The organism is Kitasatospora sp. NPDC096147 (assembly GCF_044763225.1).
GTDB lineage: Bacteria > Actinomycetota > Actinomycetes > Streptomycetales > Streptomycetaceae > Kitasatospora.
This window is the reverse complement of record NZ_JBIWFX010000009.1, coordinates 91,395-113,417: the sequence shown is the minus strand read 5'-3', so window position 1 is coordinate 113,417 and position 22,023 is coordinate 91,395. Positions and strand designations below refer to the sequence as shown.

23 protein-coding genes are annotated in these 22,023 nt (G+C 73.6%); 10 read left to right on the top strand and 13 right to left on the bottom strand.

Going from position 1 to position 22,023, the window contains the following annotated elements:
• Positions 1 to 43: 43 nt before the first annotated feature.
• The gene (locus tag ACIRBX_RS26295) at positions 44 to 1,030 is read right to left on the bottom strand and encodes a LuxR C-terminal-related transcriptional regulator (protein WP_402300060.1); all 987 of its coding nucleotides are present in this window, start codon (positions 1,028 to 1,030) and stop codon (positions 44 to 46) included.
• Between the two features lie 270 nt (positions 1,031 to 1,300).
• On the opposite strand from ACIRBX_RS26295, the gene ACIRBX_RS26290 reads away from it, so the two are divergent.
• The 7 genes from ACIRBX_RS26290 (at position 1,301) to ACIRBX_RS26260 (ending at position 6,353) form a co-directional block, all read left to right on the top strand.
• Positions 1,301 to 1,543, top strand: a complete 243-nt coding sequence (locus ACIRBX_RS26290; protein WP_402300059.1) for a hypothetical protein — start codon at positions 1,301 to 1,303, stop codon at positions 1,541 to 1,543.
• A gap of 5 nt (positions 1,544 to 1,548) precedes the next feature.
• The gene (locus ACIRBX_RS26285; protein ID WP_402300057.1) at positions 1,549 to 1,827 is read left to right on the top strand and encodes a hypothetical protein; all 279 of its coding nucleotides are present in this window, start codon (positions 1,549 to 1,551) and stop codon (positions 1,825 to 1,827) included.
• A 102-nt stretch (positions 1,828 to 1,929) separates the two neighbouring features.
• Positions 1,930 to 3,135, top strand: coding sequence for a peptidase S1 and S6 (locus tag ACIRBX_RS26280; RefSeq protein ID WP_402300056.1), 1,206 nt, complete (start codon positions 1,930 to 1,932; stop codon positions 3,133 to 3,135).
• Positions 3,136 to 3,243: 108 nt separating this feature from the next.
• The gene (locus ACIRBX_RS26275; RefSeq protein ID WP_402300055.1) at positions 3,244 to 4,557 is read left to right on the top strand and encodes a hypothetical protein; all 1,314 of its coding nucleotides are present in this window, start codon (positions 3,244 to 3,246) and stop codon (positions 4,555 to 4,557) included.
• 171 nt (positions 4,558 to 4,728) lie between these two features.
• Positions 4,729 to 5,094, top strand: coding sequence for a PRC-barrel domain-containing protein (locus ACIRBX_RS26270; protein ID WP_402300054.1), 366 nt, complete (start codon positions 4,729 to 4,731; stop codon positions 5,092 to 5,094).
• Between the two features lie 80 nt (positions 5,095 to 5,174).
• Positions 5,175 to 5,585, top strand: a complete 411-nt coding sequence (locus ACIRBX_RS26265) for an SsgA family sporulation/cell division regulator (RefSeq protein ID WP_402300052.1) — start codon at positions 5,175 to 5,177, stop codon at positions 5,583 to 5,585.
• Between the two features lie 63 nt (positions 5,586 to 5,648).
• Positions 5,649 to 6,353 (top strand): metal-dependent hydrolase, encoded by a 705-nt coding sequence (locus ACIRBX_RS26260; protein ID WP_402300051.1) that lies wholly within the window; start codon positions 5,649 to 5,651, stop codon positions 6,351 to 6,353.
• A 64-nt stretch (positions 6,354 to 6,417) separates the two neighbouring features.
• On the opposite strand, the gene ACIRBX_RS26255 is transcribed toward ACIRBX_RS26260, so the two are convergent.
• The 11 genes from ACIRBX_RS26255 to ACIRBX_RS26205 form a co-directional block, all read right to left on the bottom strand.
• A complete protein-coding gene (locus ACIRBX_RS26255; protein ID WP_402300050.1) occupies positions 6,418 to 7,380 on the bottom strand; it encodes an alpha-ketoacid dehydrogenase subunit beta in 963 nt (320 codons plus the stop codon).
• Positions 7,377 to 8,399, bottom strand: coding sequence for a thiamine pyrophosphate-dependent dehydrogenase E1 component subunit alpha (locus ACIRBX_RS26250; RefSeq protein ID WP_402300049.1), 1,023 nt, complete (start codon positions 8,397 to 8,399; stop codon positions 7,377 to 7,379). Before ACIRBX_RS26250 ends, ACIRBX_RS26255 begins: the two co-directional genes overlap by 4 nt.
• Positions 8,396 to 9,310: a phytanoyl-CoA dioxygenase family protein gene (locus ACIRBX_RS26245; protein ID WP_402300047.1), complete on the bottom strand. Its 915-nt coding sequence runs from the start codon at positions 9,308 to 9,310 to the stop codon at positions 8,396 to 8,398. Before ACIRBX_RS26245 ends, ACIRBX_RS26250 begins: the two co-directional genes overlap by 4 nt.
• A 29-nt stretch (positions 9,311 to 9,339) precedes the next feature.
• Complete coding sequence (gene hppD / locus ACIRBX_RS26240; RefSeq protein WP_402300045.1) at positions 9,340 to 10,335, bottom strand: 4-hydroxyphenylpyruvate dioxygenase; 996 nt, start codon at positions 10,333 to 10,335, stop codon at positions 9,340 to 9,342.
• 101 nt (positions 10,336 to 10,436) lie between these two features.
• The gene (locus ACIRBX_RS26235; protein WP_402300043.1) at positions 10,437 to 11,780 is read right to left on the bottom strand and encodes a beta-ketoacyl-[acyl-carrier-protein] synthase family protein; all 1,344 of its coding nucleotides are present in this window, start codon (positions 11,778 to 11,780) and stop codon (positions 10,437 to 10,439) included.
• Positions 11,777 to 13,396 carry a class I adenylate-forming enzyme family protein gene (locus ACIRBX_RS26230; RefSeq protein WP_402300041.1) on the bottom strand — a complete coding sequence of 540 codons (1,620 nt, stop codon included), beginning with the start codon at positions 13,394 to 13,396 and terminating at the stop codon, positions 11,777 to 11,779. Before ACIRBX_RS26230 ends, ACIRBX_RS26235 begins: the two co-directional genes overlap by 4 nt.
• Before the next feature lie 100 nt (positions 13,397 to 13,496).
• Positions 13,497 to 14,357, bottom strand: a complete 861-nt coding sequence (locus ACIRBX_RS26225) for a hypothetical protein (protein WP_402300039.1) — start codon at positions 14,355 to 14,357, stop codon at positions 13,497 to 13,499.
• A complete protein-coding gene (locus ACIRBX_RS26220) occupies positions 14,354 to 15,475 on the bottom strand; it encodes a beta-ketoacyl synthase N-terminal-like domain-containing protein (protein WP_402300037.1) in 1,122 nt (373 codons plus the stop codon). The genes ACIRBX_RS26225 and ACIRBX_RS26220 overlap by 4 nt, the downstream gene beginning before the upstream one ends.
• Positions 15,472 to 15,747, bottom strand: coding sequence for an acyl carrier protein (locus ACIRBX_RS26215; RefSeq protein ID WP_402300036.1), 276 nt, complete (start codon positions 15,745 to 15,747; stop codon positions 15,472 to 15,474). The genes ACIRBX_RS26220 and ACIRBX_RS26215 overlap by 4 nt, the downstream gene beginning before the upstream one ends.
• Entirely contained in the window at positions 15,744 to 16,031 is a 288-nt protein-coding gene (locus ACIRBX_RS26210) for a phosphopantetheine-binding protein (RefSeq protein WP_402300033.1), read from the bottom strand. The genes ACIRBX_RS26215 and ACIRBX_RS26210 overlap by 4 nt, the downstream gene beginning before the upstream one ends.
• A gap of 68 nt (positions 16,032 to 16,099) precedes the next feature.
• Entirely contained in the window at positions 16,100 to 17,464 is a 1,365-nt protein-coding gene (locus tag ACIRBX_RS26205) for a class I adenylate-forming enzyme family protein (RefSeq protein ID WP_402300032.1), read from the bottom strand.
• A 238-nt stretch (positions 17,465 to 17,702) separates the two neighbouring features.
• Between ACIRBX_RS26205 and ACIRBX_RS26200 the strand changes: the two genes are divergently transcribed.
• The 3 genes from ACIRBX_RS26200 (at position 17,703) to ACIRBX_RS26190 (ending at position 21,152) form a co-directional block, all read left to right on the top strand.
• Positions 17,703 to 18,785, top strand: a complete 1,083-nt coding sequence (locus ACIRBX_RS26200) for an alpha-hydroxy acid oxidase (RefSeq protein ID WP_402300030.1) — start codon at positions 17,703 to 17,705, stop codon at positions 18,783 to 18,785.
• 145 nt (positions 18,786 to 18,930) lie between these two features.
• Positions 18,931 to 19,863, top strand: a complete 933-nt coding sequence (locus ACIRBX_RS26195) for an alpha/beta hydrolase (protein ID WP_402300028.1) — start codon at positions 18,931 to 18,933, stop codon at positions 19,861 to 19,863.
• The gene (locus ACIRBX_RS26190) at positions 19,860 to 21,152 is read left to right on the top strand and encodes a PLP-dependent aminotransferase family protein (RefSeq protein ID WP_402300026.1); all 1,293 of its coding nucleotides are present in this window, start codon (positions 19,860 to 19,862) and stop codon (positions 21,150 to 21,152) included. The genes ACIRBX_RS26195 and ACIRBX_RS26190 overlap by 4 nt, the downstream gene beginning before the upstream one ends.
• An 87-nt stretch (positions 21,153 to 21,239) precedes the next feature.
• On the opposite strand, the gene ACIRBX_RS26185 is transcribed toward ACIRBX_RS26190, so the two are convergent.
• Entirely contained in the window at positions 21,240 to 22,004 is a 765-nt protein-coding gene (locus ACIRBX_RS26185) for an ABC transporter permease (RefSeq protein ID WP_402300024.1), read from the bottom strand.
• Positions 22,005 to 22,023 lie beyond the last annotated feature (19 nt).

Here is a 22,023-nt window from a genome sequence, read left to right as displayed (position 1 = left end):
CCGGGTCGGCGTCGTTGACGGGATCGCCCGGAGCCGGGCTCCGTCAGAGCCAGCCCTCCCGCGCCGCCTTGAGGCCCGCCTCGAAGCGGCTGGTGGCGTGCAGGCGTTCCATCAGCGCGGCCATCTGCCGCCGGACGGTGCGCAGCGACACTCCGAGACGTTTGCTCGCCGCCTCGTCGGTCATGCCCGAGGCCAGGAGTCGCAGCAGTTCCAGCTCGGTGCCGGTGGGCCGTGATTCGCCGGCCCGGGGGCGGTCCGCTCCGAGGGGGACGGCGGCCTCCCACGTCTGCTCGAACAGGGTGACCAGTGAGGCGACGATGCCGGGTGCGCTGGTGCAGAGGGCGCCCAGGCGTGAGTTGCCGGGGTCGATGGGGACGACCGCGACCGTACGGTCGAACACCAGCAGGCGCGGCGGGAGCAGCGGGCTGGTGCGCACCTGGCCGCCCTGCTCGGTCAGCCAGCGGGCGTAGGCCAGCGTCGTCGGATCGTTGCGGGCGCTGTCCTGGTACACCGAGCACATCTCGATGCCGCGGGAGAGTGCCCGCTCGTCCAGCGGGCGGGAGGCCTCCAGGCTGGCCTCCGAGAGTGCGCCGCCCGGCAGGATCGCCAGGCACTCCCGGGTCAGTCCGTGGGCGAGCTGTTCGAGCCGGCTCTGGGTGGCGTCCATCCCCACGAGCCGCTCCGCGCCGTCGACCTCGACGTTCGGGCCCAGCACCGCGAACTCGGAGACCACCCGTGCGGCTGCGGCCCTGCTCTGCTCCAACTCCTGCTGCTTCCGGACCAGTTCCTGCTCCTGGCGGGTCAGGAGCACTTCCAGTCCCAGCTCCGGCCGCACTGCCTGCAAGGTACCGGGACAGTCCCGTGACGGCCTGAGGAGACCGAGGTCGGCGAGCTGGTCGAGGCTGTCGCGGACCTGCTGCTGGGTGAGGCCGAGGTGTGCGCTCAGCTCGGCGATCCCTCCCGAAGGGTCGGCGAGCAGCCCCCGGTAGACGGCCTCCACGGCGGCCCCCAGCCCCAGTGCCTGCAGCATGCTCCAGCCCCCAGCCGTGCTCGGCCACCCCCCGCGAGCGGCCCTTGCCAGCGATCGTAGACGCACTCTGTCACCAACGTGCCAGTCCCCTTGGTGACAGGCAGAACTCCTTCCCCCCGTGTGCGGGGGACAGCAGCATGGTGACCACCGGAACGGCGGGGCGGCAGCCCCCGGTCCGGTCCGGAGCCGCGAAGACGGTCCGGTACAGCCCGCGGAGCGGCTCACCGCACCGGACGCCTCGCCTCCCGACCTTCGACCAAGGGGACTCGCATGTTCCGTACCGCCCGCACCGCTCGCTCGGCCGCTGTCGCCGCCGCCTTCTGCGCCGTCACCGCGATCGGGGCCGTCTGCGCCTCCCCGGTGGCCGCCGCCCCTGCGGGAGCCCAGGCCCAGCAGCACCCCAGCGCTTCCGACGGCAGCATCAACTGGGACACGGTGCCGGTGCTCGCCGACGGCAGCATCAACTGGGACACGGTCCAGCTGTCCTCCGACGGCAGCATCAACTGGGACTGACGAGCGTGCGCGTCGTCCGCGCCCCCCTCGAAGGCCCGCACCACGGCCCTGCCTTCCCCGCCGTCCTCGCACTCCTCACCGACCTCATCTGGGCCCACGCTGCAACGGAGAACGGACTTGAGCACGTCCGTGCCAGGTCCTCGGACGACGGCGTGCACCTCTACCTCTTCCTCCGCGCCGCCTCGGAAGCAGCCGCCCTCGACCAGGCCCGCCTCATCCTCGACGGCGCGCGCGGGTCCCTGCGGAGCCACGGCTACAACACCCCGGTGCCATCCAGTAGTTGACGCCCGCCAGGCGCGCGCCCCGACCGCTCCAGGACGCCGTGCGGCCCTCGTATCCGTGGCCCGTGCCCGCCACCACCCGTGGACTCCTCCGGAAGGTACACAGTGACGACCCCTCTCCGCCAAGTCGCCCGAAAGGCCCTGACCGCCGCCCTGTCCGGCGCCCTCGGGGCCGGGCTCCTCACCGCCGCAGCCGCGGGCGTCGCTCCGGCGGCACGGGCCGCAACCACCTGCGGCGGGACCGCTTCGCTCTACGGCATCCTCCCCGACGGGCGCCTCACCTTCAGCAGCATCACGCCTGCGACCGGCGAGTTGAAGAAGGTCCTGGTCGGAGTGGACCTGGGCTTCGAGCCCCGGGCGATGGCCACCCTCAACTTCAACACCGTCCTCGTCACGTCGACCACCGGCGCGCTCTACCGCCTCGACGTGCAGACCAACAACACGGCCCTCGTCCTGGAAGGGCCGCCCGTCAAGCTCTTCGACAGCGGCTGGACCCACGACAAGCTCACCTACGACGGGAACGGGCACCTCTACGGCACGGCCGGCGGTGTCCTCATCCAGTACCTGGTCTCCCAACCCAAGCCGACGGGCTCCGCGCACATCGGCCAACGCAGGGAGATCGGCAGCGGTTTCGTCCTGAAGACCCTCACCGCCGTCGCGGACGACCGGTTGCTCGCCACCACCGCGGCGGGCGCGCTCCACTCGTACAAGATCGACAGTGCCGGTGGCTGGAAGCGGGACGACCTGAAGACCTCGGGCTGGTCCGCCTTCGACCAGGTCGTGTCGCCGGGCGGTGGCCTCTACTACGGCCGGATCGCCACCACGGGTGCCATGTACTGGTACAAGGACGCCAACCCGGCCGACGGCTCCGGCGCCGACATCGCCTACCACACCGACACGCCCGTCAACACCGGCGGTTGGACGCAGAAGCTGCTCTCGGCCCAGCCGGGGACGTTCACCTGCACCACCGTCACCGATCCGCTCGACGGCACCGACATCCCGGCGGTGAAGGCGGCCGGCCGCGATCTGATGAACCGGCACGACGGAGGCCGGTGGAACAGCACGACCCAGTGGAACTGCCTGGACCAGCTGTGGATGCGGGAGAGCGGCTGGCGCTACTGGGCCGACAACCCGGGCTCCACCGCCTACGGCATCCCCCAGGCCCTGCCCGGTTCCAAGATGGAGGCCTTCGGCGACGACTGGCGCACCAACCCCCTCACCCAGATCAAGTGGGGCCTCTCCTACATCGACGGCCGGTACGGCACCCCCTGCGCGGCCTGGAACTTCTTCCTGGACAACAACTGGTACTGAGCCGGGGCAGGTCACGCCTCCCGCTCGACCTCCTTCCTCCGCAGTCCGCTCTTCCCTTCCTCGGCCCGACGCTCGTACGTCAGGGCTGCCCGAGAACCGGAGAACCTCATGCAGTCGTCGTCCCGCGGCCGTCGCTTCGCCGCAGCCCTCGCCCTGACCGCCTCGACCGGCAGCCTGATCACCCTCGGCGTGGCCACCCCGGCCCAAGCCGCCGCCGTCTGCGGCGGGGACGTCTCCGTCTACGGCACCCTCCCCGACGGCCGCCTCACCTACACGGCGATATCCCCCAACACCGGGGACCGGGTCAAGACGCTGATCGGACCCGACCTCGGGTTCACGCCCAAGGCGATGGCCGCTCTCAACTTCAACACGGTGCTCGTGACGTCCACGGCCGGCGAGCTGTACCGCGTCGACATCCAGACCAACAACACCTCCCTGGGGCTGGCCGGAGTCACCAGGATCTGGGAGAGCGGCTGGACCTTCGACAAGCTGACCTACGACGGCGCGGGCCACCTCTACGGAACGGTCGCCGGCCAACTCCACCGCTACAACGTCTCGCAGGCCAAGCCCTCCGGGCCGGCGCACATCGCCAAGCACGCGGTGATCGGCGAGGGCTTCGTCCTCAAGACCCTGGCCGCGGCGGGCGACGACGTCCTGGTGGCCACCACCACCGACGGCAAGCTGCTCTCCTACCAGGTCAACGGCGTGGGGGACTGGGAGCGCTCGGAGCTCAAGGCCTCCGGCTGGTCGGGCGTCGACAACCTGGTCTCGCCCGGCGGCGGCCTCTACTACGGCCGCACCAACGGCGGCATGTACTGGTACCACGACGCGGACCCCACCGACGGCAAGGGCGACGACATCGCCTACCACTCCTCGGATCCGGTCGACGCGAGCGGCTGGACCCAGAGCCTGCTCTCCGCGTTCGCCAACGACTGCGTCTACCGGGCGCCGTCGACCCCGCCGACCACCCCCTCCACCCGGGGCGGGACGATCGGCCGCAGCGAGGTCATCGGCCGAGCCCTCAACTGGCTGGCCCGTGACATCCCCTACAGCCAGAGCGCGTACGCCTCCGACCCCGACGGCGACCACAACTACCGCACCGACTGCTCCGGCTTCGTCTCCATGGCCTGGCACGCCGACAGCAGCTACACCACCTCCAGCCTCCCGAGCGTCAGCACCACCATCGCCAAGGCCGACCTCCAGCCCGGCGACGCGCTGAACACCCAGGACGGCCACGTCGTGCTCTTCGAGAAGTGGGTCGACAAGGCGGCCGGCAAGTTCTCGTACATCCACGAGTCCAACCCGAACGACGACATGATGCGCGGTCAGGACTACCTGAACGGCGGCTCGGACGGCAACATCGCGGGCCACGCCGCCTCCGGCTACGTCGCCCTGCGCTACGACAAGGTCGTCAACGGCTAAGGGTGGTCTGCTTGGTGGGGCCGGACGGTCGGACCGTGGCAGCACGGGCCGACCGTCCGGCCGCGGGCGGGGCGGGAAGGCGGGAGTGGGCACGGGAATCCGGGGCAGGCGGAGCCCGAGGACGCGCTGCGGGGGACGACCCGCAGGGCGACGAGCACTGGAGGTAGACAGATGAGCAGCGTCGACATCTGGGCGTTCCGCACCGGCACCGGCCACGTCTCCGGGACCGATCTGATCGGCTTCAAGGTCGAGGCGACCGACGGGCACATCGGGAAGATCGACCGGCTCTCCGAAGAGGTGGACGACAGCTACCTGGTGGTGGACACCGGTCCGTGGATCTTCGGCAAGCACGTGCTGCTGCCGGCCGGGACGGTGGCGCGGGTGGACCTCGAGGAGGAGGTCGTGCACGTCGACCGGACCAAGGACGAGATCAAGCACGGGCCCGAGTACGTGGCCGAGAAGCACGGTGAGGACCCCGACTACCGGGAGCGGTACGCGGGTTACTACGGCCCGTTCTACGGCGGTCCGATCCTCTGACCGACCGACCGACCGACTGACTGACCGTCCGAGGCCGACACGGCCGAGACCGACCGTCCGACGATCCCGGGAGGGCATCCGTGCCGCACGACATGGTCACCCAGACGCTGACCGGCACCGTGGCCGCGGCGGTGGACGCACGGTTCGCCGCACGGCTGGAGTACCGGGCGGCTGACCCGTTCGCCGTCCGGATGGTGTTCGAGGCCGGCTGCACGGCCGAGCGGACGCCCACCACCTGGACCTTCGCCCGGCACCTGCTGCTGGACGGTCTGCTCACCTGGGCGGGCCGGGGCGACGTCCGGGTCAGGCCGCACGGGCGGGACCGGACGGCGCTGGAGCTCCGCACCCGGGGCGACTGCACCGTGCTGCTGGTGCGCACCGCCGAGATCCGGTCCTTCCTGGCGGCCAGTCAGCGGATCGTCCCGCCCGGGACCGAGGGCCGGATGATCGACTGGACCCGGGAGCTGGCGGAGCTCACCCGGGACGGCTGACGGCCACGGGCCCCGGGGAGGGGCTCCGACGTACGGGTATCCGAAGTACTGGTGGGGGACGGCATGTTGGGGCAGTCGCACGCGGTCAGCGGTGCGCTGGTGTACGTGGTGGCGGCGCACTTCCTGCCGGAGCGGGTGCTGGGCGCGGCCCCGCAGGCCGGGGCGGTGCTGCTGGGCGCGATGCTCTGCGCCGGTGCCGCCCTGCTGCCCGACGCCGACCACCACGACGCAACGCCGGCCCACCTGTTCGGCCCCCTCACCCGAGGGCTGTGCCGACTGGTGGGCCGGCTCAGTGGCGGCCACCGGCACGCCACCCACTCGCTGCTGTTCGTGGCGCTGATCACCGTCGGCACCTGGTTCGGCGTCGACCGGCTCGGTGCGCGCTTCACCGTGCCGCTGGTGTTCGTACTGCTCGCCCTGGCCGCCCGGGCCCTGCATCTGCACCCGCCCGGCAAGGGGGTGACCGCGTGGATCACCTCGGTCGGCCTGGCCGGGGTCGGGACGGCGGCGGCCGTCGCGTGGTGCGAGGGCCTGGGCGGGCTGCTCCCCGGAGCGGTCGGCCTGGGTGCGCTGGCCCACCTGCTCGGGGACTGTCTGACCCGTCAGGGGGCGCCGCTGCTCTGGCCCTACGGGCGGCGGTTCGAGATCGTGCTGATCCGGCGTACCGGGAGCAAGGCGGAGACCCGGGTGCTGGTGCCGCTGTTGACCGTCGCCACCTTCGCGGGACTCTGGTTCACCACCTTCGCCCCGCTGTTCGGTACGGGGTGAAGGTGGTGAACCGTCATCGGGTCACCGCGTCATCGGTGCATCGCGTGATCGGTGTACCGCCGTGTCACTTCATCACGGCCCGTACCGCATCCAGGAGTTGGTCGCGCTGGGGCTGCAGCGCGCGGTCCAGGCCGGGGGCGAACGGGAGGACCGTGCCGTCCGGGCGGGTGATCCGCCGGGGCGGGGCCACCAGCCGCATCTGCTCGGCGGCGGTGGCGAGCACCTCCGCGCCGATGCCGCAGCTGCGGTTGGAGTCGTCGATCACCACCAGCCGCCCGGTCCGCTCCAGCGACGCGGCCAGGGCCGGCCAGTCGAAGGGGTAGAGGGTGCGCGGGTCGAGGACCTCGACCGAGATGCCCTCCGGCGCCAACTCCTCGGCCACCGCCAGGGCGTCGTGCACCAGGTGGCCGACGGCGACCACCGTGACGTCGGTGCCCTCCCGGTGGATCCGGGCCGAACCGAGTGGGATCGGCGCCAGGTCCCAGGTGACGGTCTCGCGGACCGGCATCGCGGCGGCCGGGGCGAAGACCACCACCGGGTCCGGGTCGGCGATCGCCGAGCGGAGCAGACCGTAGGCGTCCGTCGGGGTGGCGGGGACGACGGTCTTCATCCCGGCGTGGGCGAAGAGGCTGTACGGGTGGTCGGAGTGCTGCCCGGCCCAGCCGTCCCGGGAGCCCGAGCCCGGGACCAGGCAGGTCAGCGGGACGCTCGCCTGACCACCCGTCATCAGCGAGAACTTGTGCGCCTGGTTGACGAGTTGCTCGAAGACCAGGAACAGCAGCGAGGGGATCTGGAACTCGATCACCGGCCGCCGCCCGGTCAGTGCGGCGCCGATCGCCATCGAGGTGAAGGCCTGCTCGGAGAGCGGGGTGTCGACGATCCGGCCGGGGCCGAACTGCTTGAGCAGGTTGAGGGTCGGCCCGGCCATGCCGGCACCGATGTCCTCGCCGAAGACGCAGACGGCCGGGTCCTCGGTGAGGGCGTCGGTCAGCGCCCGGTTGAGGGCCTTGGTGTAGGAGAGCCTCATGCCGCTGCCCCCGCCCTCGGGCGCAGCCCGGAGGCGTACAGGTGGTCCGAGGCCCCGTCCGCGGAGGGCGCCGGGGAGGCGAGCGCGAACTCCCGCGCTGCGGCGAGCTGTTCGGCCACCGAGGCGTCCAGCTCCGCCGCCAGGCCGGGCGGCAGGAGGGCCGCCGCCCGGGGCAGCGGGTCGAGGGTGCGCCAGTCGGCGATCTCCTCGGAGGAGCGGTAGTCCAGTTTCATCAGCCGTTCCATGGTGTGGTGGCCCTCGAAGCGGTAGGTGCGGCACTCCAGGAAGCCCGGCCCGCCGCCGGCCGAGGCCCGGGCGACCGCCTCGGCGGCTGCCGCGCGGACCGCCTCGGTGTCCATCCCGTCCACCTCGACGGCCGGGATGCCGAAGGCCTCGGCCCGGCCGCGCGCGCTGCCGGCCACCGCCACCGAGGCGGGCAGGGTGGTGGCGTAGCCGTTGTTCTCGCAGACGAAGAGCACCGGCAGCCGCCACATCGCGGCCAGGTTGAGGGACTCCAGCAGGACGCCCTGGTTGAGCGCGCCGTCGCCGAAGTAGGAGACGGCGACGCGGTCCTCGCCGGCCTGGACGGCCGACCAGGCGGCGCCGACCGCGATGGCGCCGCCCGCGCCGACCATGCCGTTGGCGCCCAGGATGCCGAGCGAGAAGTCGGCGGCGTGCATCGAGCCGCCCCGGCCGGCGTTCAACCCGTCGACGCGGCCCAGGAGTTCGGCCAGCATCCGGGCCGGGTCCACGCCCTTGGCGAGTACGTGGCCGTGACCCCGGTGGGTGGAGGTGATCCGGTCCTGCGGTCGCAGGGCGGCGCTGACGCCGACCGCCACCGCCTCCTGCCCGATGTAGGGGTGGATGCCGCCGGTGATCTCGCCGGACTTCACCAGGCCGAGGGCCAACTCCTCGAAGCCCCGGATCAGCCGCAGCATCCGGTAGCGTCCGGCGGGCGTGCCCAGCTCGGTGGCGGAGCCCGGGTCGGTGGCGGAGCCTGCGGTGGTGCCGTCGGTCACGGGGTGCCCTGCCAGACCACCGGGCAGATCTCCGGGTCGGCGTAGTCCGGCCGGTCGTCGGCGGTGCGGCGCACCAGCACGTCGTGGTTGTAGGAGGCGGCGGAGCCGTCCGGCCGGGTGGCGTGGCGGTACTCGTTGGCGCCGTCCTGGAGGTGTAGCGAGACCGCCCGGCGCGGGGTGTCCGCGAGGTTGGCGCCGCTGCCGTGGTAGGTGCGGCAGTGGTGGAAGCTGACGTGGCCGCGCGGGATCTCGATCGGGACCTTGACCACCTCGGCGCCGTTGAACGCGGCGTTGGCGGCCAGGATCTGGTCCAGCTCGGAGTTGTCGCGCTCGGCGAAGTGCCGGGTGGCGTCCTCGCCGGAGGGCAGCTCCCGCCAGCGGTGGCTGCCGTCCACCATGGTGATGGTGCCGTTCTCCACCCCGCAGTCGTGGAACGGGATGAAGGCGGTGAGCATCTCGTCCGAGGTCGAGGTGTGCCAGTAGTGCTTGTCGAAGTGCCACGGCACGTGGTTGGACGGCTCGCCCGCGATCGGGGGCTTGAAGATCAGGGTGGACTGGAAGACCCGGATCTCCTCCGCCCCGGCCAGCAGCGCGGCCACCGCGCCGACCAGCGGCTTGCGCAGGATCGCGGCGATCGCGTCGCTCTCGACGTGCACGTAGTCGTTGTGCCGCTGGACGGGGCCGTCCGAGGGCTGCCAGGCGGCCAGCTTCGGCGGCCGGACCGCGAGTTCGCGGTCCCGGTGGCCCTCGTAGTACTTCTCGGTGGCGGCCTGGAGGGTGTCCAGTTCCTCGTCGGTGAACAGCTTCTTCGAGAGGTACCAGCCGTGCTCCCGGTAGCCGGCCACCTCCTCGGGCGTCGGCAGCAGGGCACGCTCGGCCTCGGTCAGGACGAACTCGGTTGCGGTGGTCATGGCTTGGCTCCTGGGTGGGGCGGACGAGGTCAGACGGAGGCGGTGGCGCGCTGGCGCTCGACGGCCTCGTAGAGCGCCTTGATGTTGGCGGTGCCGAAGGTGCCGGCGCCCTGACGCTCGATCAGCTCCAGGAAGAAGGTCCGCCGGGGGTGGGTGGAGCGGGCGAAGATCTGGAACAGCTGGCCGCCGTGGTCCTGGTCGACCAGCACGTCCAGCTCGCGCAGCGTTTCCACCGGGATCGCCGTCCCGCCGAGCCGCTCGCCCAGGGCGTCGTAGTAGGTGCCCGGGGTGGAGAGGAACTCGACGCCGTTCGACCGCGCGGTGCGGACGGCAGTGGCGATGTCGTCGGTGCGCAGCGCCAGGTGCTGGACGCCCGCGCCGTCGTGGTCGGCCAGGAAGCGGTCGATCTGGCCGGAGCGGCGGCTGGTGTCGGGCTCGATCAGGGTGAAGGTGACCTCGCCGGAGGCGCTCTGCACCACGCTGGAGTCCATCGCCTGCTCGCCGACCTCGATGTACTCGCCGAAGATCCGGTGGAAGCCCAGCGCGGCCTCGCAGAACTTTACGGCGTCGGCGAGTTGACCGGCCGGCACGCAGATCGCGGCGTGGTCGAGCGCGTCCAGCAGCTCGCCCGAACCGGCGGCGACCGGGGTCTCGGAGTCGAGCGGGACGAAGCGCAGCGCGGTGTCGCCGAAGCCGGCGATCAGGCGGCCCGCCCGGTCGAGGACGACGGCGCCGTGCCGCTCGGCCCGCTCCAGCGCGGCCTGCGGGTCGGTGCAGCCGAGGGCCAGCGCGGCGACGCCCTCGCCGTGTCGGTCGACGTAGCGGGCCACCGGGTGGTCGGTGGTCTCGCTGGAGTGCACGCGCAGCCGGATGGTGCCCTGGTGCAGGTGGACGGTCTGCACCCCGGGCTTCCAGTCGGGCTGCTCGGGGTCGCGCCGGAAGCCGTAGCCGGACTGCAGCTCGGCGGCGGTCTGCGCGGCGTCCGCGCAGTGGTACTCGACGTGGGTGATCGTCTGGATGGACAACGTGGCTCCTGGGACGAGGAGTTGGAAGCAGGCGGTGCGGGGCCTGCCGGACGGTGCGGGTGCTGCTCGGTGGTGCGCGGTGCTGCTCGGTGGTGCGCGGACTACTTGACGGTGGCGGTGGGCGTCGGCCCGAAGATCAGGCTGGTGTTGTGGCCGCCGAACGCGAAGGCGTTGCTCAGGGCGGCCCGGAGCTCGACCGGCCGGGCGGCGCCACGGACGTGGTCCACCGGGCAGGCCGGGTCTGGCTCGTCCAGGTTGAGGGTCGGCGGGAGCAGGCCACGGGCCACCGCCAGTGCGGTGACGGCCGCCTCCAGGGCCCCGGCCGCGCCGAGCAGGTGGCCGGTGGCGCCCTTGGTGGAGCTGACGGCGGGTCGGTGGTCGCCGAACACCGCGTTCAGCGCGGCGGATTCGGCGATGTCGCCGAGCTTGGTGCCGGTGCCGTGGGCGTTCACGTAGCCGATGTCGGACGGCGCCAGCCCGGCGTTGGCCAGGGCGAGCCGCATCGCGTCGGCCGCCCCCTCGCCGTCCGGTCGGGGCGTGGTCGGGTGGTGGGCGTCGGTGGTGGAGCCCCAGCCGATCAGCTCGGCGTAGCCGGCCGCGCCGCGCGCGGCGGCGTGCTCGGGGCTCTCCAGTACCAGGACGGTGCTGCCCTCGCCCAGTACGAAGCCGTTGCGACGGGTGTCGAACGGGCGGCTGGCCTGTGCCGGATCCTCCCAACCCTGGGCCAGCGCACGGGCGTTGGTGAAGGCGGCGATGATCGTCGGGTGCAGCGAGGCGTCGGTGCCACCGCAGACCACCACGTCCGCGTCGCCGGACCGGATCAGCCGAAGCCCCTCGGCCACCGACTGGGCCCCGGCCGCACAGGCCGTCACGATCGCGCTGCTGAAGCCCCGGATGCCGTGCTTGATCGCCACCCGGGCGGTCGCCATGTTGGAGAGCATCCCCGGCAGCATGTACGGGCTGACGCCGGGTCGGCCGCGGTCCTGGCGGCGGGTCGCCTGCTGCTCGTAGGTCTCCAGGCCACCGCCGCCGGTGCCCAGCACCACGGCGGTGCGCCGGGCGTCCACGTCCCGGCCGATCACCAGGCCGGCGTCGGCGATCGCGTCGTCGGCGGCGGCCAGCGCCAGCAGCGCGAAGCGGTCCACGCAGCGGGCCTCGGTCGGCGGCAGCACCTCACGGCCGGCGATGTCCGGGGAGATCCCGGCAGCGGGCACCCAGCCGTGGGCGACGTGGCCCTCCGGCACGGCGGTGATGCCGCTGCGCCCGGCGGTCAGGGCCTCGAAGACCTCGGCGGTCTTGCGGCCCAGCGGGGTGACCAGGCCGATCCCGGTCACGACCGCGCCGGGGCGGCCGACGCGGCGGTTCGCGGTCGGGCCTGCGCCGGTGGCGGGGCCGGTGGCCGGGGTGGTGCTCGCGGCTGCGGTGGGGGAGGTGTCAGTGCTCATCGGGCGGCCACCGAGGCGAGGTAGCGCTCGCGGAGCAGGACCTTGCGGACCTTGCCGGTCGGGCCGAGCGGGATGTCGTCGCCGCTGACCACCAGGATGGACCGGACGGTGGCGGCGGTGTGCTCGTCGAGCGCGGCCGTCACCTCCTTGGTGCGGTCGGCCTCGGGGTCGGCGCCGGCCACCAGTTGGAGCAGCACGTCGGTGACCACCCGGTCGCCGTCCTTCACCGCCACCACCGTGCAGTCCAGCACGTCGGGGACGGCGGCCAGCACCCGCTCCTCGGAGAGCGCGGTGTAGAGCCGCCTGCCGTCGCCGAGGTCCACCGCGTCCACCAGGCGGTCCACGTGGTAGTAGTAGCCCTCCTCGTCGCGGTACATCAGGTCGCCGGTGAGGAACCGGCCGCGCAGCCGGGTGCGGTAGGTGGTGACCGAGTCGTTCCAGTAGCCGGGCGCCAGGGTCGGTGAGGCGGTGGCGAGTTCGCCGACCTCGCCGGGGCCGAGCGGTGCGCCGTCCGGGCCGACCACCTCGCAGTCCACGAAGGTGTGCGGGCGGCCGACGCAGCGGCCGTACTTCTCGGTGCCCGGGGTGTGGGTGATGAAGAAGTGCGAGTGGCCCATCTCGGTGGAGCCCAGGCCGTCGATGAAGACCGAGCCGGGCTCGCGGCGGCGGCCCTCGCGGGTGACGGTCTCGCGCGAGCCGGTGGCGATCAGGCGCCGGATGTGGGCCTCGTGCGCGCAGTCCCCGGTGTTCCACCAGAACGAGACGGTGTCCAGGTCGCGGGCGGCCAGGTCGTGGTGGGCCAGCTCGGCCCAGGTGGCGGCGAAGCCGACCACGCTGTGAGGTCGCCAGCTCTCGATGGCGTCCAGCGCGGCGCCGCCCGACTGCTGGGAGAGCAGGGCGAGTTGGCCGTGCGTGCTGAGCGCGAGGTTCAGCGCGATCAGGGTGGCCGCGTGCGGGGCGGGCAGCGCGCTGAGCATCCGGTCCGAGCCCTGGGCGCGGGGCAGCGAGGCCCGGTGGCGGATCGACGCGTAGAGGCTGGCGTGCGAGTGCACCACGGCCTTGGGCATGCCGGTGGTGCCGGAGGAGTGGGTGATCGCGATCGGGTCGTCCGCCGAGTGCCGGTACGGCTCGGGCGCCGCGTCCGGGTCGCCGGCGCCGAGCGCGGCGGCGTCGGCCAGCACCGGAGTGGCCGGGTCGTGGCCGGCCAGCTCGGCCCGGTGTTCGGCGTCGGTGAGGATGCCGACGGCGCCGAGCCGGGCGATGTAGCGGGCCGCGCGCTCGCCCTCCACCTTGGGGTTGAGCAGGGCCGGGATCGCGCCGAGGCGGGTCAGCGCGAGGAAGGAGAGCACGTGGTCGGCGGGGGCGGTCGCGTACACCACGACCGGGTCGCGGCGGCGGATGCCGAGCGCGTGCAGCGCGGCGGCCCGGGCCCGGACGGAGCGGTCCAGATCGCGCAGGGTGAAGGGGGCCCAGGCGGCGTGGTCGTCGACCGGGGTGTCGAAGGTCAGCAGCGGGTCGTCGAGACCGATGCCCAGCGCGATCCTGCTGGTCAGCACGTTCCCCGCGCCGACGTCCGGGTCGCCGGCGAGGAGGCTGCGGATACTGCGGATGCTCATGGTGATGGGTCCCTCCCATGGCGCTGGCCACGTGGGTACGGTGTGCGGCGTCGGGGACGCGTGCGGATGGGTTGTGTGGGGCGGACGTGCTGACGCGCGGTCAGTCGGTCCGGAGGCGGGTGACCAGGACGGCGGTGGCGTGGTCGGTGCGGTCGGGCCCGCCGGTCTGCTCGGCGGGGCCGGGCGCGTCGGCCGGGTCGGCCTGTTCGGGCGCGTCGGCCTGTTCGGCGGTGATGACCAGGATCCGGTCGGCATCGCCGTCCGCGAGCAGGAGGGCGGCCAACTCCAGGGCGTCCTGGTGGACTTGGCCGGGAGCGGTGGCCTTCGGCGGGCTGATGGCGACGACCGGTCCGGTCAGTCCCCAGCGGGCCGCGACGTGCCCGAGGACGGCGTTGGGGTTGGACTGGAAGAACAGCAGCGGTGGCACCCGGCGCCCGGAGGCGGCGGCGGTGTCGATGGCCCGGGCGGTGGCCCGGTCGCCGCTGGTGCTGGCGAGCACCAGCCCGGTGCGGTCGGGCGTGGGCGGCGGCGGGGACGCCTGGTCCCCACCCGTCCCATCCTGCCCGCTGATCGGGGCCCGCCGGACCGTACCGGGCGGTACGGGCCCTCCGTCACCGTCATCCTGCCCGTCCGTCCCGGGCGCACTGCCCGTCAGGTCCGGGGTCTGGTGGCGGTCGAGGCAGAGGTCGGCGACGGCCGCCACCAGCGGGTTGAAGCTGGAGGCGGAGAAGCCGGGCAGCGGGGGCGGCTGGGCGGGACCCTCCGGCGGCGGCCAGCTCGCGGTGGCGAGCACCCGCAGACCGGTCGGCAGCGGGTCCTGCGCGCGGGTCCGCGCGGGCAGGGCGGCGGTGGGCCGTACGTCCGGTGCGACGTCCGTCGCGACGTCCGGTGCGAGGGTCGTCGCGGTGGTGGTCCGGACGGTCGTCCCGGCGGTCGGCGCGGTGCTCGGTGCGCCGCTCATGCCGCAGCCACCAGGAGTGCGGTGTTGGCCCCGCCGAAGGCCGAGTTGAGGCTGAGCGCGTAGCGCGGACGGTCCGGGCGGGGGCCGGACAGGACGAGGTTCAGGTCGATCTCCGGGTCGGGGCCGAGCCAGCCGGCGTTGACGGGCAGCCGTGCGCCGTCCAACGTCGCGATGGTGACGGCGAGTTCGAGCAGCGCGGAGGCTTCCAGGGCGTGGCCGTGGACGGACTTGCTGGAGCTGACGGGGAGCCGGTCCAGACCCTCGCCGAACACCTCGCGCAGCGCCCGTGCCTCGGCCAGGTCGGACATCGGCGAGCCGGTGCCGTTGGCGTTGACGTAGCCCACCTCGGCCAGGGCGACGCCCGCCCGGGTGAGCGCGGCCCGGGCGGCGCGGACCACGCCCTCGCCGTCGGGCCGTGGGCGGCAGACGTGGTGGGCGTCGCCGGACCGGCCCCAGCCGGCCAGCCGGGCCAGCGGCACGGCGCCGCGCCGCTCGGCGGCGGTGTCGGCCTCGACCACCACGGCGACGGCGGCGTCACCGAGCACCGTGCCGGTCCGTCCGTCGCTGAACGGCCGCAACTCCCCGTCCCGGGCCAGTGCCCGGCCCGCGTCGAAGGCGGCGAAGACGCCCGGCTCCACCAGGTGACCGGCCGCGACCAGGACCCGGGGGTACCGGCCGGCGACCACCAGGGCCGCCGCGTCCGCCACGGCGGTGGCGGCGGCCACGCAGGCACCGGTGTAGACCCGGGTCACCCCGGCCAGGCCGAGCGCGCTGACGCCCTCGGCCACGGCCCCGGCCACCTCGCCGGTGCGCAGGTCGCTGTGGAGCGCGAGCAGCAGCGGGGTGTCGTCGAGCGCTCCGCGCCCGCCGGGCAGCCCGGCCTGTCCGCACGCGTCCGCGACGGCGTCGAGCACCGCGTCGGCGAGCCGGGGCGGATCGGGCAGCAGGGCCGCCGTCCGGGTGGTGCGCCGGCCCACGTCGAAGCGGGTCACCTCGGCGAAGCCGGGCCGGCCCTCCCCGGTCGCTGCGGCCAGCGGGGCGAGCCCGCGCCCGAAGGCGCTGAGCACGCCGAGGCCGGTGAAGACCGGCCGGACGGCCGGCGGTGGGCTGGAGCTCATGAGCCGGTGACCCCACCCGGTCCGTCTGCCCCGGCCCCGGCGGCGAGCACGGCCTCGCGCAGCACCGCGACGGCGTCGTTCACCGTCCGGACGGCCTCGAACTGCTCGTCCGAGAGCTCCAGCTCGATCGCGTAGCGCTGCTCGAACTCGGCGGTCAGCCAAGTGAGTTCCAGTGACCCGAGGGTCTCGGGGACACTCTCCGCCGGGCGCTGCCCGAAGGCCGCCAGCATCGCCACCACCTCGGCCCGGTCCGGCAGGACGGGCGTGCTCATGCGGCGCTGCCGGCGGTGCTCGGCGCGGCGGCGGCACCGGCCGCGACCCGGCGGGCCACGTCGGCGGAGAACTGCGAGATGGTCATCAGCGCGGTGGTCTCCATCTCGTCGAGGTCGAACTTGACCCCGAACTCGTCCTCGACCTGGACCGACAGGTCGGCCAGCGCGAGCGATTCGAGGTCGAGCCCGGCCGGGCCCAGGTCGGTGTCGCCGGTGACCTCGGAGACGTCGTAGTCCATCTCGGCGAGGGCGGCGAGGACGAACTCGTGGATGCGCTCCTGCATGGTGGTGCTCCTCGTGCGGTGTCGGGGTGGGTGGTGCGGGGGTGGTGCGGTCTGCCGTGTACGGCGGGTCAGGCGGTGGCGGAGCCGGCGGCCGCGCGCAGCACGGAGGCGTCGCGGACCAGCTTGCCGGTGGCGGTGCGGGGCAGCGCCGGGAGGAAGGAGAGCTGTCGGGGCCGCTTGTAGGCGGCGAGTTCACCGGCCAGGGCGGTGCGGACGGCCTCCGGGTCGGTGCCGGGTTCGGTGGCCAGGTAGGCCCCGATGGCACCCTCCTCGAAGACCACCACGGCCTCCCGGACCGCCGGGACGGCGGCCAGCGTCTGCTCGACCTCGGTGAGGTCGACCTTCAGGCCGCCGATCGAGACCTGGGAGTCGCGCCGGCCGAGCACGGTGACCAGGCCGCCGGCCGGGTCGAGCCGGCCCGCGTCCCGAGTGTGCAGCCAGCCGTCCGACCAGCGGGTCGGGTCGGCGAGCCCGGGGTAGGGCGAGGCGGGCATCGCGATGTGCAGCTCGCCGCCGTCCTCCCGCAGCTCGACGCCGTGCACGGGCGCGGCCTGCGGGTGCAGGCCGCCGTCCAGATCGGTGGCGATGACGCCGAGTTCGGTCATCCCGTACATGGTGCCGAGCGGCACGCCGTAGCGGGCGGTGAAGGCGGCGGGCAGCCCGGGACGGACCAGCTCGCCGGCCACGATCATCCGGCGCAGCTGCGGCAGTGGCGGGGGAGCGGTGGCCCCGGCCAGCAGTTCGGCGTGGAACGGGACCCCGATCACGGTGGTGGGTGCCTCGTCCGCGCCGATCGCGGCCAGGATGCCGGCCGCCGTCATCCGCTCCGGGACGGTCAGCGGGACGTGCGCGTGCAGGCTGTTCAGCAGTCCGCCGACCAGGCCGAGCACGTGCACCACGGAGGAGAGCAGGACCACCCGCTCGCCGGCCTTCGGGAAGGCCGCCAGCCGCCGGTAGCAGTCGAGTTCGCGGATCAGGTCCGCAGCGGTGCGGGCGATCACCTTGGCCGGGCCGGTGGAGCCGGAGCTGAGCTGGAGCAGCGCGTGCCCGGTGGCGGCCGGACGGCCGCCGGGCAGGGCGCGCGGCACCGGGTCGGTCTCGGAGAAGCCGCGCAGTGCCGGTGCGGGCCGGTGCGCGGACTCCACCAGTACCTGCGGGGCCAGCCGCTCGACCGCGAGGGCGACCTCACGGTCGGTCAGCCGGTGGTCCAGCAGGAGCGCCTGGGCGCCCAGTTGCCAGCAGGCCAGCAGCGCGGCGGTGTAGCCGAGCGAGGGCGCCAGCCGCAGTGCGACGGTGCCGCCGGTCGTGACGCCCGCGGCGCGCAGCCGCTCGGCCTGCTCGGCGACCAGGCCGCGCAGGGTCCTGCGGTCGACGGCCGTGCCGAAGTGCAGGCACGACTCGTCATCGGGACCGGCCAGGAGGATGTGATCCACCCAGTCGTGCGGAGCCTCGGTGATCGAGGTCCCGGCCGGTCGGGGAGGTGGGGAGGAAGAGCCGGTCAACGCCACTCCACGAAGGTGGGAGGTTGTCTGGACCCTGTCTCAAACGACCGGGTCCGTTCGGTTTCTGACGATTGCACAGACGATAAAGCCAAGGCAAGGTCTATACCAATCGGCGCTAGGCTGCCGAATCGGGGTGGGTCCGAACGCGGCCTGCCCGGAAGGGAAGCCCGTGAGACCACTGGAACTGGCGGACGTCGAACGCGCGGCTCGCGCCCGACTCGCCGACGACATCTGGGACTTCGTCGAAGGGGGCAGCGGTTCCGAGCGGACCGTGGCCGCGAACCGCGCGGCGTTCGGGCAGTGCGGGCTGCGCCCGCGCACCCTGGTGGACGTGTCCGAGGTGGACCCCGGTCTTGCCCTCCTGGGCAGCCCGTTGCGCACCCCGATCGGCATCGCCCCGGTCGCCTACCACCAACTGCTGCACCCCGAGGGCGAGGTGGCCACCGCCCGGGGGGCCGGACGGGCGGGTGCCCTGATGGTCGCCGGGATCTTCGCCAGCCGCACCCTGGAGTCCATCGCCGAGGCCGCCACCGGCCCGCTCTGGCTCCAGCTCTACTGGCTGCGCCGCCGGGACGCGCTGGCCGCCCTGATCGAACGGGCCGAGGCGGCCGGCTTCCGGGCCCTGGTGCTGACGGTGGACGCGCCCCGGATCGGCCGCCGCCTGCGCGATGCGCGCAACGGCTTCGCCATCCCCGGCCACGTCCGCGCGGTCAACCTCGACCAGGCACTGATGGCCGCCAGCCACCGCGCCGGGCAGGGCAGTTCGGGCATCGCCGAGCACGCCAAGGAGCAGTTCGACCCCACCCTGAGCTGGGCGGACCTGGCCTGGCTGCGCGAGCGCAGCAGCCTGCCGATCGTGCTCAAGGGCATCCTCACCGCCGAGGACGCCCGGCTGGCCGCCGAGCACGGCGTGGACGCCGTGGTGGTCTCCAACCACGGCGGCCGACAGCTCGACGGTGCCCTGCCGACCCTGACGGTGCTGCCCGAAGTGGTCGCCGCCGCAGGCCCGTCCCTGCCCGTCCTGCTGGACGGCGGTGTCCGGACGGGCACCGATGCGGCGCTGGCCATCGCGCTCGGCGCCCGGGCCGTCCTGATCGGCCGACCGGCCCTGTGGGGCCTGGCCGCCGACGGCGAGGACGGCGTCGCGGGGGTGCTCGACCTGCTGACCGCCGAACTCGAGGACACCATGGCCCTGCTGGGCCGCCCCCGGCTGGCCGACCTCGACCCGACGGTGCTCACCGCACCCCGCTGACCCGGGCCCAGCCACACCGCTCTCCACTGAGCCGCGCCGCTCCCCACCGAGCCGCACCGACGTCCGCTGAGTCGCACCGACCCCGGGCTCAGCCCCCTGACCAGGCCGTCCGGCCACCGAACCATCCGCAACCCCAGGACATCCCTTGCCACTGCACCCCCAGGCCGAAGCCCTGCGCCGACAGCGCGCCGAAGCCGGTACGCCCCCTCTCTACACGCTCGACCTGGCCACCGCCCGGGCCGCCGACCTCGCCTCGATCCAGGCCGCGGGCGGCAGCCCCGAGGCCGTGCACGAGGTCACCGAGCTGACCGTGCCGGGCCCCGGCGGGCCGCTCACGCTGCGGTTCTACCGCCCGAGCGCGGCGGCCGAACTGCCCGCGCTGCTCTACCTCTTCGGGGGCGGCTGGACGCTGGGTTCGCTGGACACGGGTGACGCGATCTGCCGCCGGCTGGCGAACGCGGTGGGCTGCGTCGTGGTCGGTGTCGGCTACCGGCTGGCGCCGGAGCACCCCTTCCCGGCGGCCGTCGAGGACGTGGCCGCCGCCGCCCGCTGGCTGGCGGAGCACGCCGCCGAGGTGGGTGTCGATCCGGCCCGGATCGCGGTCGGCGGGGACAGTGCGGGCGGCAATCTGGCCGCCGCGCTCACCCTGCTGGCCCGCCGGGACGGCGGACCGGGCTTCCGGCACCAGCTGCTGGTCTACCCCAACACCGAGTACGGCGCGGACACCCCGTCGGTGCGCGAGCACGACGACCCGCTGCTCTTCAACCGGCGCTCGGTGGCCTGGTACTGGGGTCACTACTTGAAGGCGGAGGCCGACGGCGCGGACCCGCTGGCTTCACCACTGCGGGCCGACGACCTGTCAGGACTGCCGCCGGCCACGGTGATCACCGCCGAGTACGACCCGCTGCGGGACGAGGGCGAGGCGTACGCCGAGGCGCTGCGCACCGCCGGCGTCGAGGTCGAGACCCGTCGCTACGACGGCATGCCGCACGGCTTCTTCGCGATGGCCGGCGTGCTGGACGCCGGCCGGGACGCCCAGGAGTACGCCGCCGCGCGCCTGCGGGAGGCCCTCGCATGAGTGACAGGCTCACGCTCCCGCTCGCCGACCTGCACGGCTCGCTCGCCGATCCGCTGCTGGACGCCATGACCTTCCTCAACGAGGTCACCGAACGCTACCCGGACGCACTCTCCTTCGCCCCCGGCCGCCCGCACGAGGGCTTCTTCGAGACCGACTCGGTCGCGGAGTACCTGGAGGTCTACCTCGACCACCTGCGGGAGCGCGGCCTGACGGAGGCCCAGGTCCGCACCGCGCTGTTCCAGTACGGGCCGACCAAGGGCATCATCGGGGACCTGATCGCCCGCACGCTGGCCAACGACGAGGGCCTGACGGTCGATCCGGCCTCGGTGGTGGTCACCGTCGGCGCCCAGGAGGGCATGCTGCTGGTGCTGCGTGCCCTCTGCGCCGGCCCGCAGGACGTGCTGCTGGTCAGCTCGCCCTGCTACGTCGGCGTGACCGGTGCGGCCCGGCTGCTGGACATCGCCACCGTCCCGGTCCCGGAGGGCGACCCGGCCGCGCTGGCCGCCACCGCCCGGCGGCTGCGGGCGGAGGGCCGCCGGCCCCGGGCGCTGTACGTGGTGCCGGACTTCGCCAACCCCTCCGGCACCAGCATGCCCGTCGAGGCCCGGGCCGAGCTGCTGGAGGTGGCCGCCGCCGAAGGGCTGCTGGTGATCGAGGACAACCCCTACGGCTTCTTCGCCCGTGAGCCCGGCGAGCGGCCGACCCTCAAGGCGCTCGACCACCGCCAGCAGGTGGTCTACCTCGGCTCCTTCGCCAAGACCTGCTTCCCCGGCGCCCGCCTGGGCTACCTGATCGCCGATCAGGTGGTCCGGGCCCCGGACGGCTCCACCACCCTGCTGGCGGACCAGCTGGCCAAGCTGAAGAGCATGACCACCGTGAACACCCCGGCCCTCAGCCAGGCCGTGATCGGCGGCCTGCTGATCGCGCACGACTTCCGCCTGCGCGAGGCCAACGCCCCTGCCACCGCCTACTACGCGGCCAACCTCACCACCCTGCTGACGGAGCTGGAGCGGCACTTCCCGGCCGCTGAGCGCGAGCGGCTGGGCGTGGGCTGGAACGAGCCGGAGGGCGGCTACTTCACCGTCCTCACCGTCCCGTTCACCGCGGACACGGCGGCCATGGAGCGCTGCGCGGCCAAGTACGGCGTGCTCTGGACCCCGATGGCCGACTTCTACCCGGACGGCGGCGGTGAGCACCGTCTGCGGCTCTCCATCAGCGCGCTGACGGCCGATCAGATCACCGACGGGGTGGCCCGACTGGCCGACTTCGTCCGCGCCGAGGCGGGCTGAGCCGAAGAACGCCGAAGGGGGACCAGGTGTGGAACCTGGTCCCCCTTCGGCGTGCCGGGCGCCACCGCACCCGGGCCGAGAACGGCGCTACCGCACCCGGGCCGAGAACAGCCGGGCCGACCACCAGACCGCGGCGGCCGTCAGCACCGCGACCACCAGCAGCCCCTGCCAGACCACGCTGTCGCCCGCGTGGCCGGAGAACAGCGAGCGCATGCCCTCCACCGCCCAGTAGAAGGGATTCCACTTGGCGGCGGTCTGCAGCCACATCGGCGCCAGCGCCAGCGGCAGCAGCGTGCCGGAGAGCAGCGCGATCGGCTGCGAGATGGTGTTCACCACCGGGGCCATCGCGGAGTCGTTCGGCAGCACCAGCGCGATGCCGTAGGAGATCGCCGAGGTCATCAGGGCCAGCAGGCCGAGCAGCAGGTAGGCGAGCACCAGGTTCAGCGGGCCGACCCGCAGGCCGAACGGCAGGGCGATCAGGGTGATGATGACCGCCTGCGCGAGCAGCGCCACCACCTCGCGCAGAGCCCGTCCGAGCAGCAGGGCGAAGCGGCTGACCGGGGTCACCCGGGAGCGCTCGATCACGCCGGCCTTCAGCTCGCCGAGCAGGCTGAAGCCGGTGTACAGGCCGCCGAAGATGCAGAGCACCGCCAGCAGGCCGGGGACGTAGATCCGGTACGCCTCGGCGTAGCTGGTGGCGCCCATCGGTTCGAGCGCCTTCTTGAGCAGCGGGGCGAACAGCAGCAGGTAGAACACCGGCTGGATCACCCCGACGGCGATCCACACCGGGGTGCGCCACATCAGCAGCAGTTGCCGCTGGAAGACCAGCCAGGTGTCACGGGCGAGCTTCACGGGAGGGACCTCATGGATC

Bases quoted from the DNA above. Each gene is read 5' to 3' on its own strand.
- ACIRBX_RS26295 (WP_402300060.1), bottom strand. From the start codon at position 1,030: ATGCTGCAGGCACTGGGGCTGGGGGCCGCCGTGGAGGCCGTCTACCGG.
- ACIRBX_RS26290 (WP_402300059.1), top strand. From the start codon at position 1,301: ATGTTCCGTACCGCCCGCACCGCTCGCTCGGCCGCTGTCGCCGCCGCC.
- ACIRBX_RS26275 (WP_402300055.1), top strand. From the start codon at position 3,244: ATGCAGTCGTCGTCCCGCGGCCGTCGCTTCGCCGCAGCCCTCGCCCTG.
- ACIRBX_RS26270 (WP_402300054.1), top strand. From the start codon at position 4,729: ATGAGCAGCGTCGACATCTGGGCGTTCCGCACCGGCACCGGCCACGTC.
- ACIRBX_RS26260 (WP_402300051.1), top strand. From the start codon at position 5,649: ATGTTGGGGCAGTCGCACGCGGTCAGCGGTGCGCTGGTGTACGTGGTG.
- ACIRBX_RS26255 (WP_402300050.1), bottom strand. From the start codon at position 7,380: ATGAGGCTCTCCTACACCAAGGCCCTCAACCGGGCGCTGACCGACGCC.
- ACIRBX_RS26245 (WP_402300047.1), bottom strand. From the start codon at position 9,310: ATGACCACCGCAACCGAGTTCGTCCTGACCGAGGCCGAGCGTGCCCTG.
- ACIRBX_RS26235 (WP_402300043.1), bottom strand. From the start codon at position 11,780: ATGAGCACTGACACCTCCCCCACCGCAGCCGCGAGCACCACCCCGGCC.
- ACIRBX_RS26230 (WP_402300041.1), bottom strand. From the start codon at position 13,396: ATGAGCATCCGCAGTATCCGCAGCCTCCTCGCCGGCGACCCGGACGTC.
- ACIRBX_RS26225 (WP_402300039.1), bottom strand. From the start codon at position 14,357: ATGAGCGGCGCACCGAGCACCGCGCCGACCGCCGGGACGACCGTCCGG.
- ACIRBX_RS26220 (WP_402300037.1), bottom strand. From the start codon at position 15,475: ATGAGCTCCAGCCCACCGCCGGCCGTCCGGCCGGTCTTCACCGGCCTC.
- ACIRBX_RS26215 (WP_402300036.1), bottom strand. From the start codon at position 15,747: ATGAGCACGCCCGTCCTGCCGGACCGGGCCGAGGTGGTGGCGATGCTG.
- ACIRBX_RS26210 (WP_402300033.1), bottom strand. From the start codon at position 16,031: ATGCAGGAGCGCATCCACGAGTTCGTCCTCGCCGCCCTCGCCGAGATG.
- ACIRBX_RS26190 (WP_402300026.1), top strand. From the start codon at position 19,860: ATGAGTGACAGGCTCACGCTCCCGCTCGCCGACCTGCACGGCTCGCTC.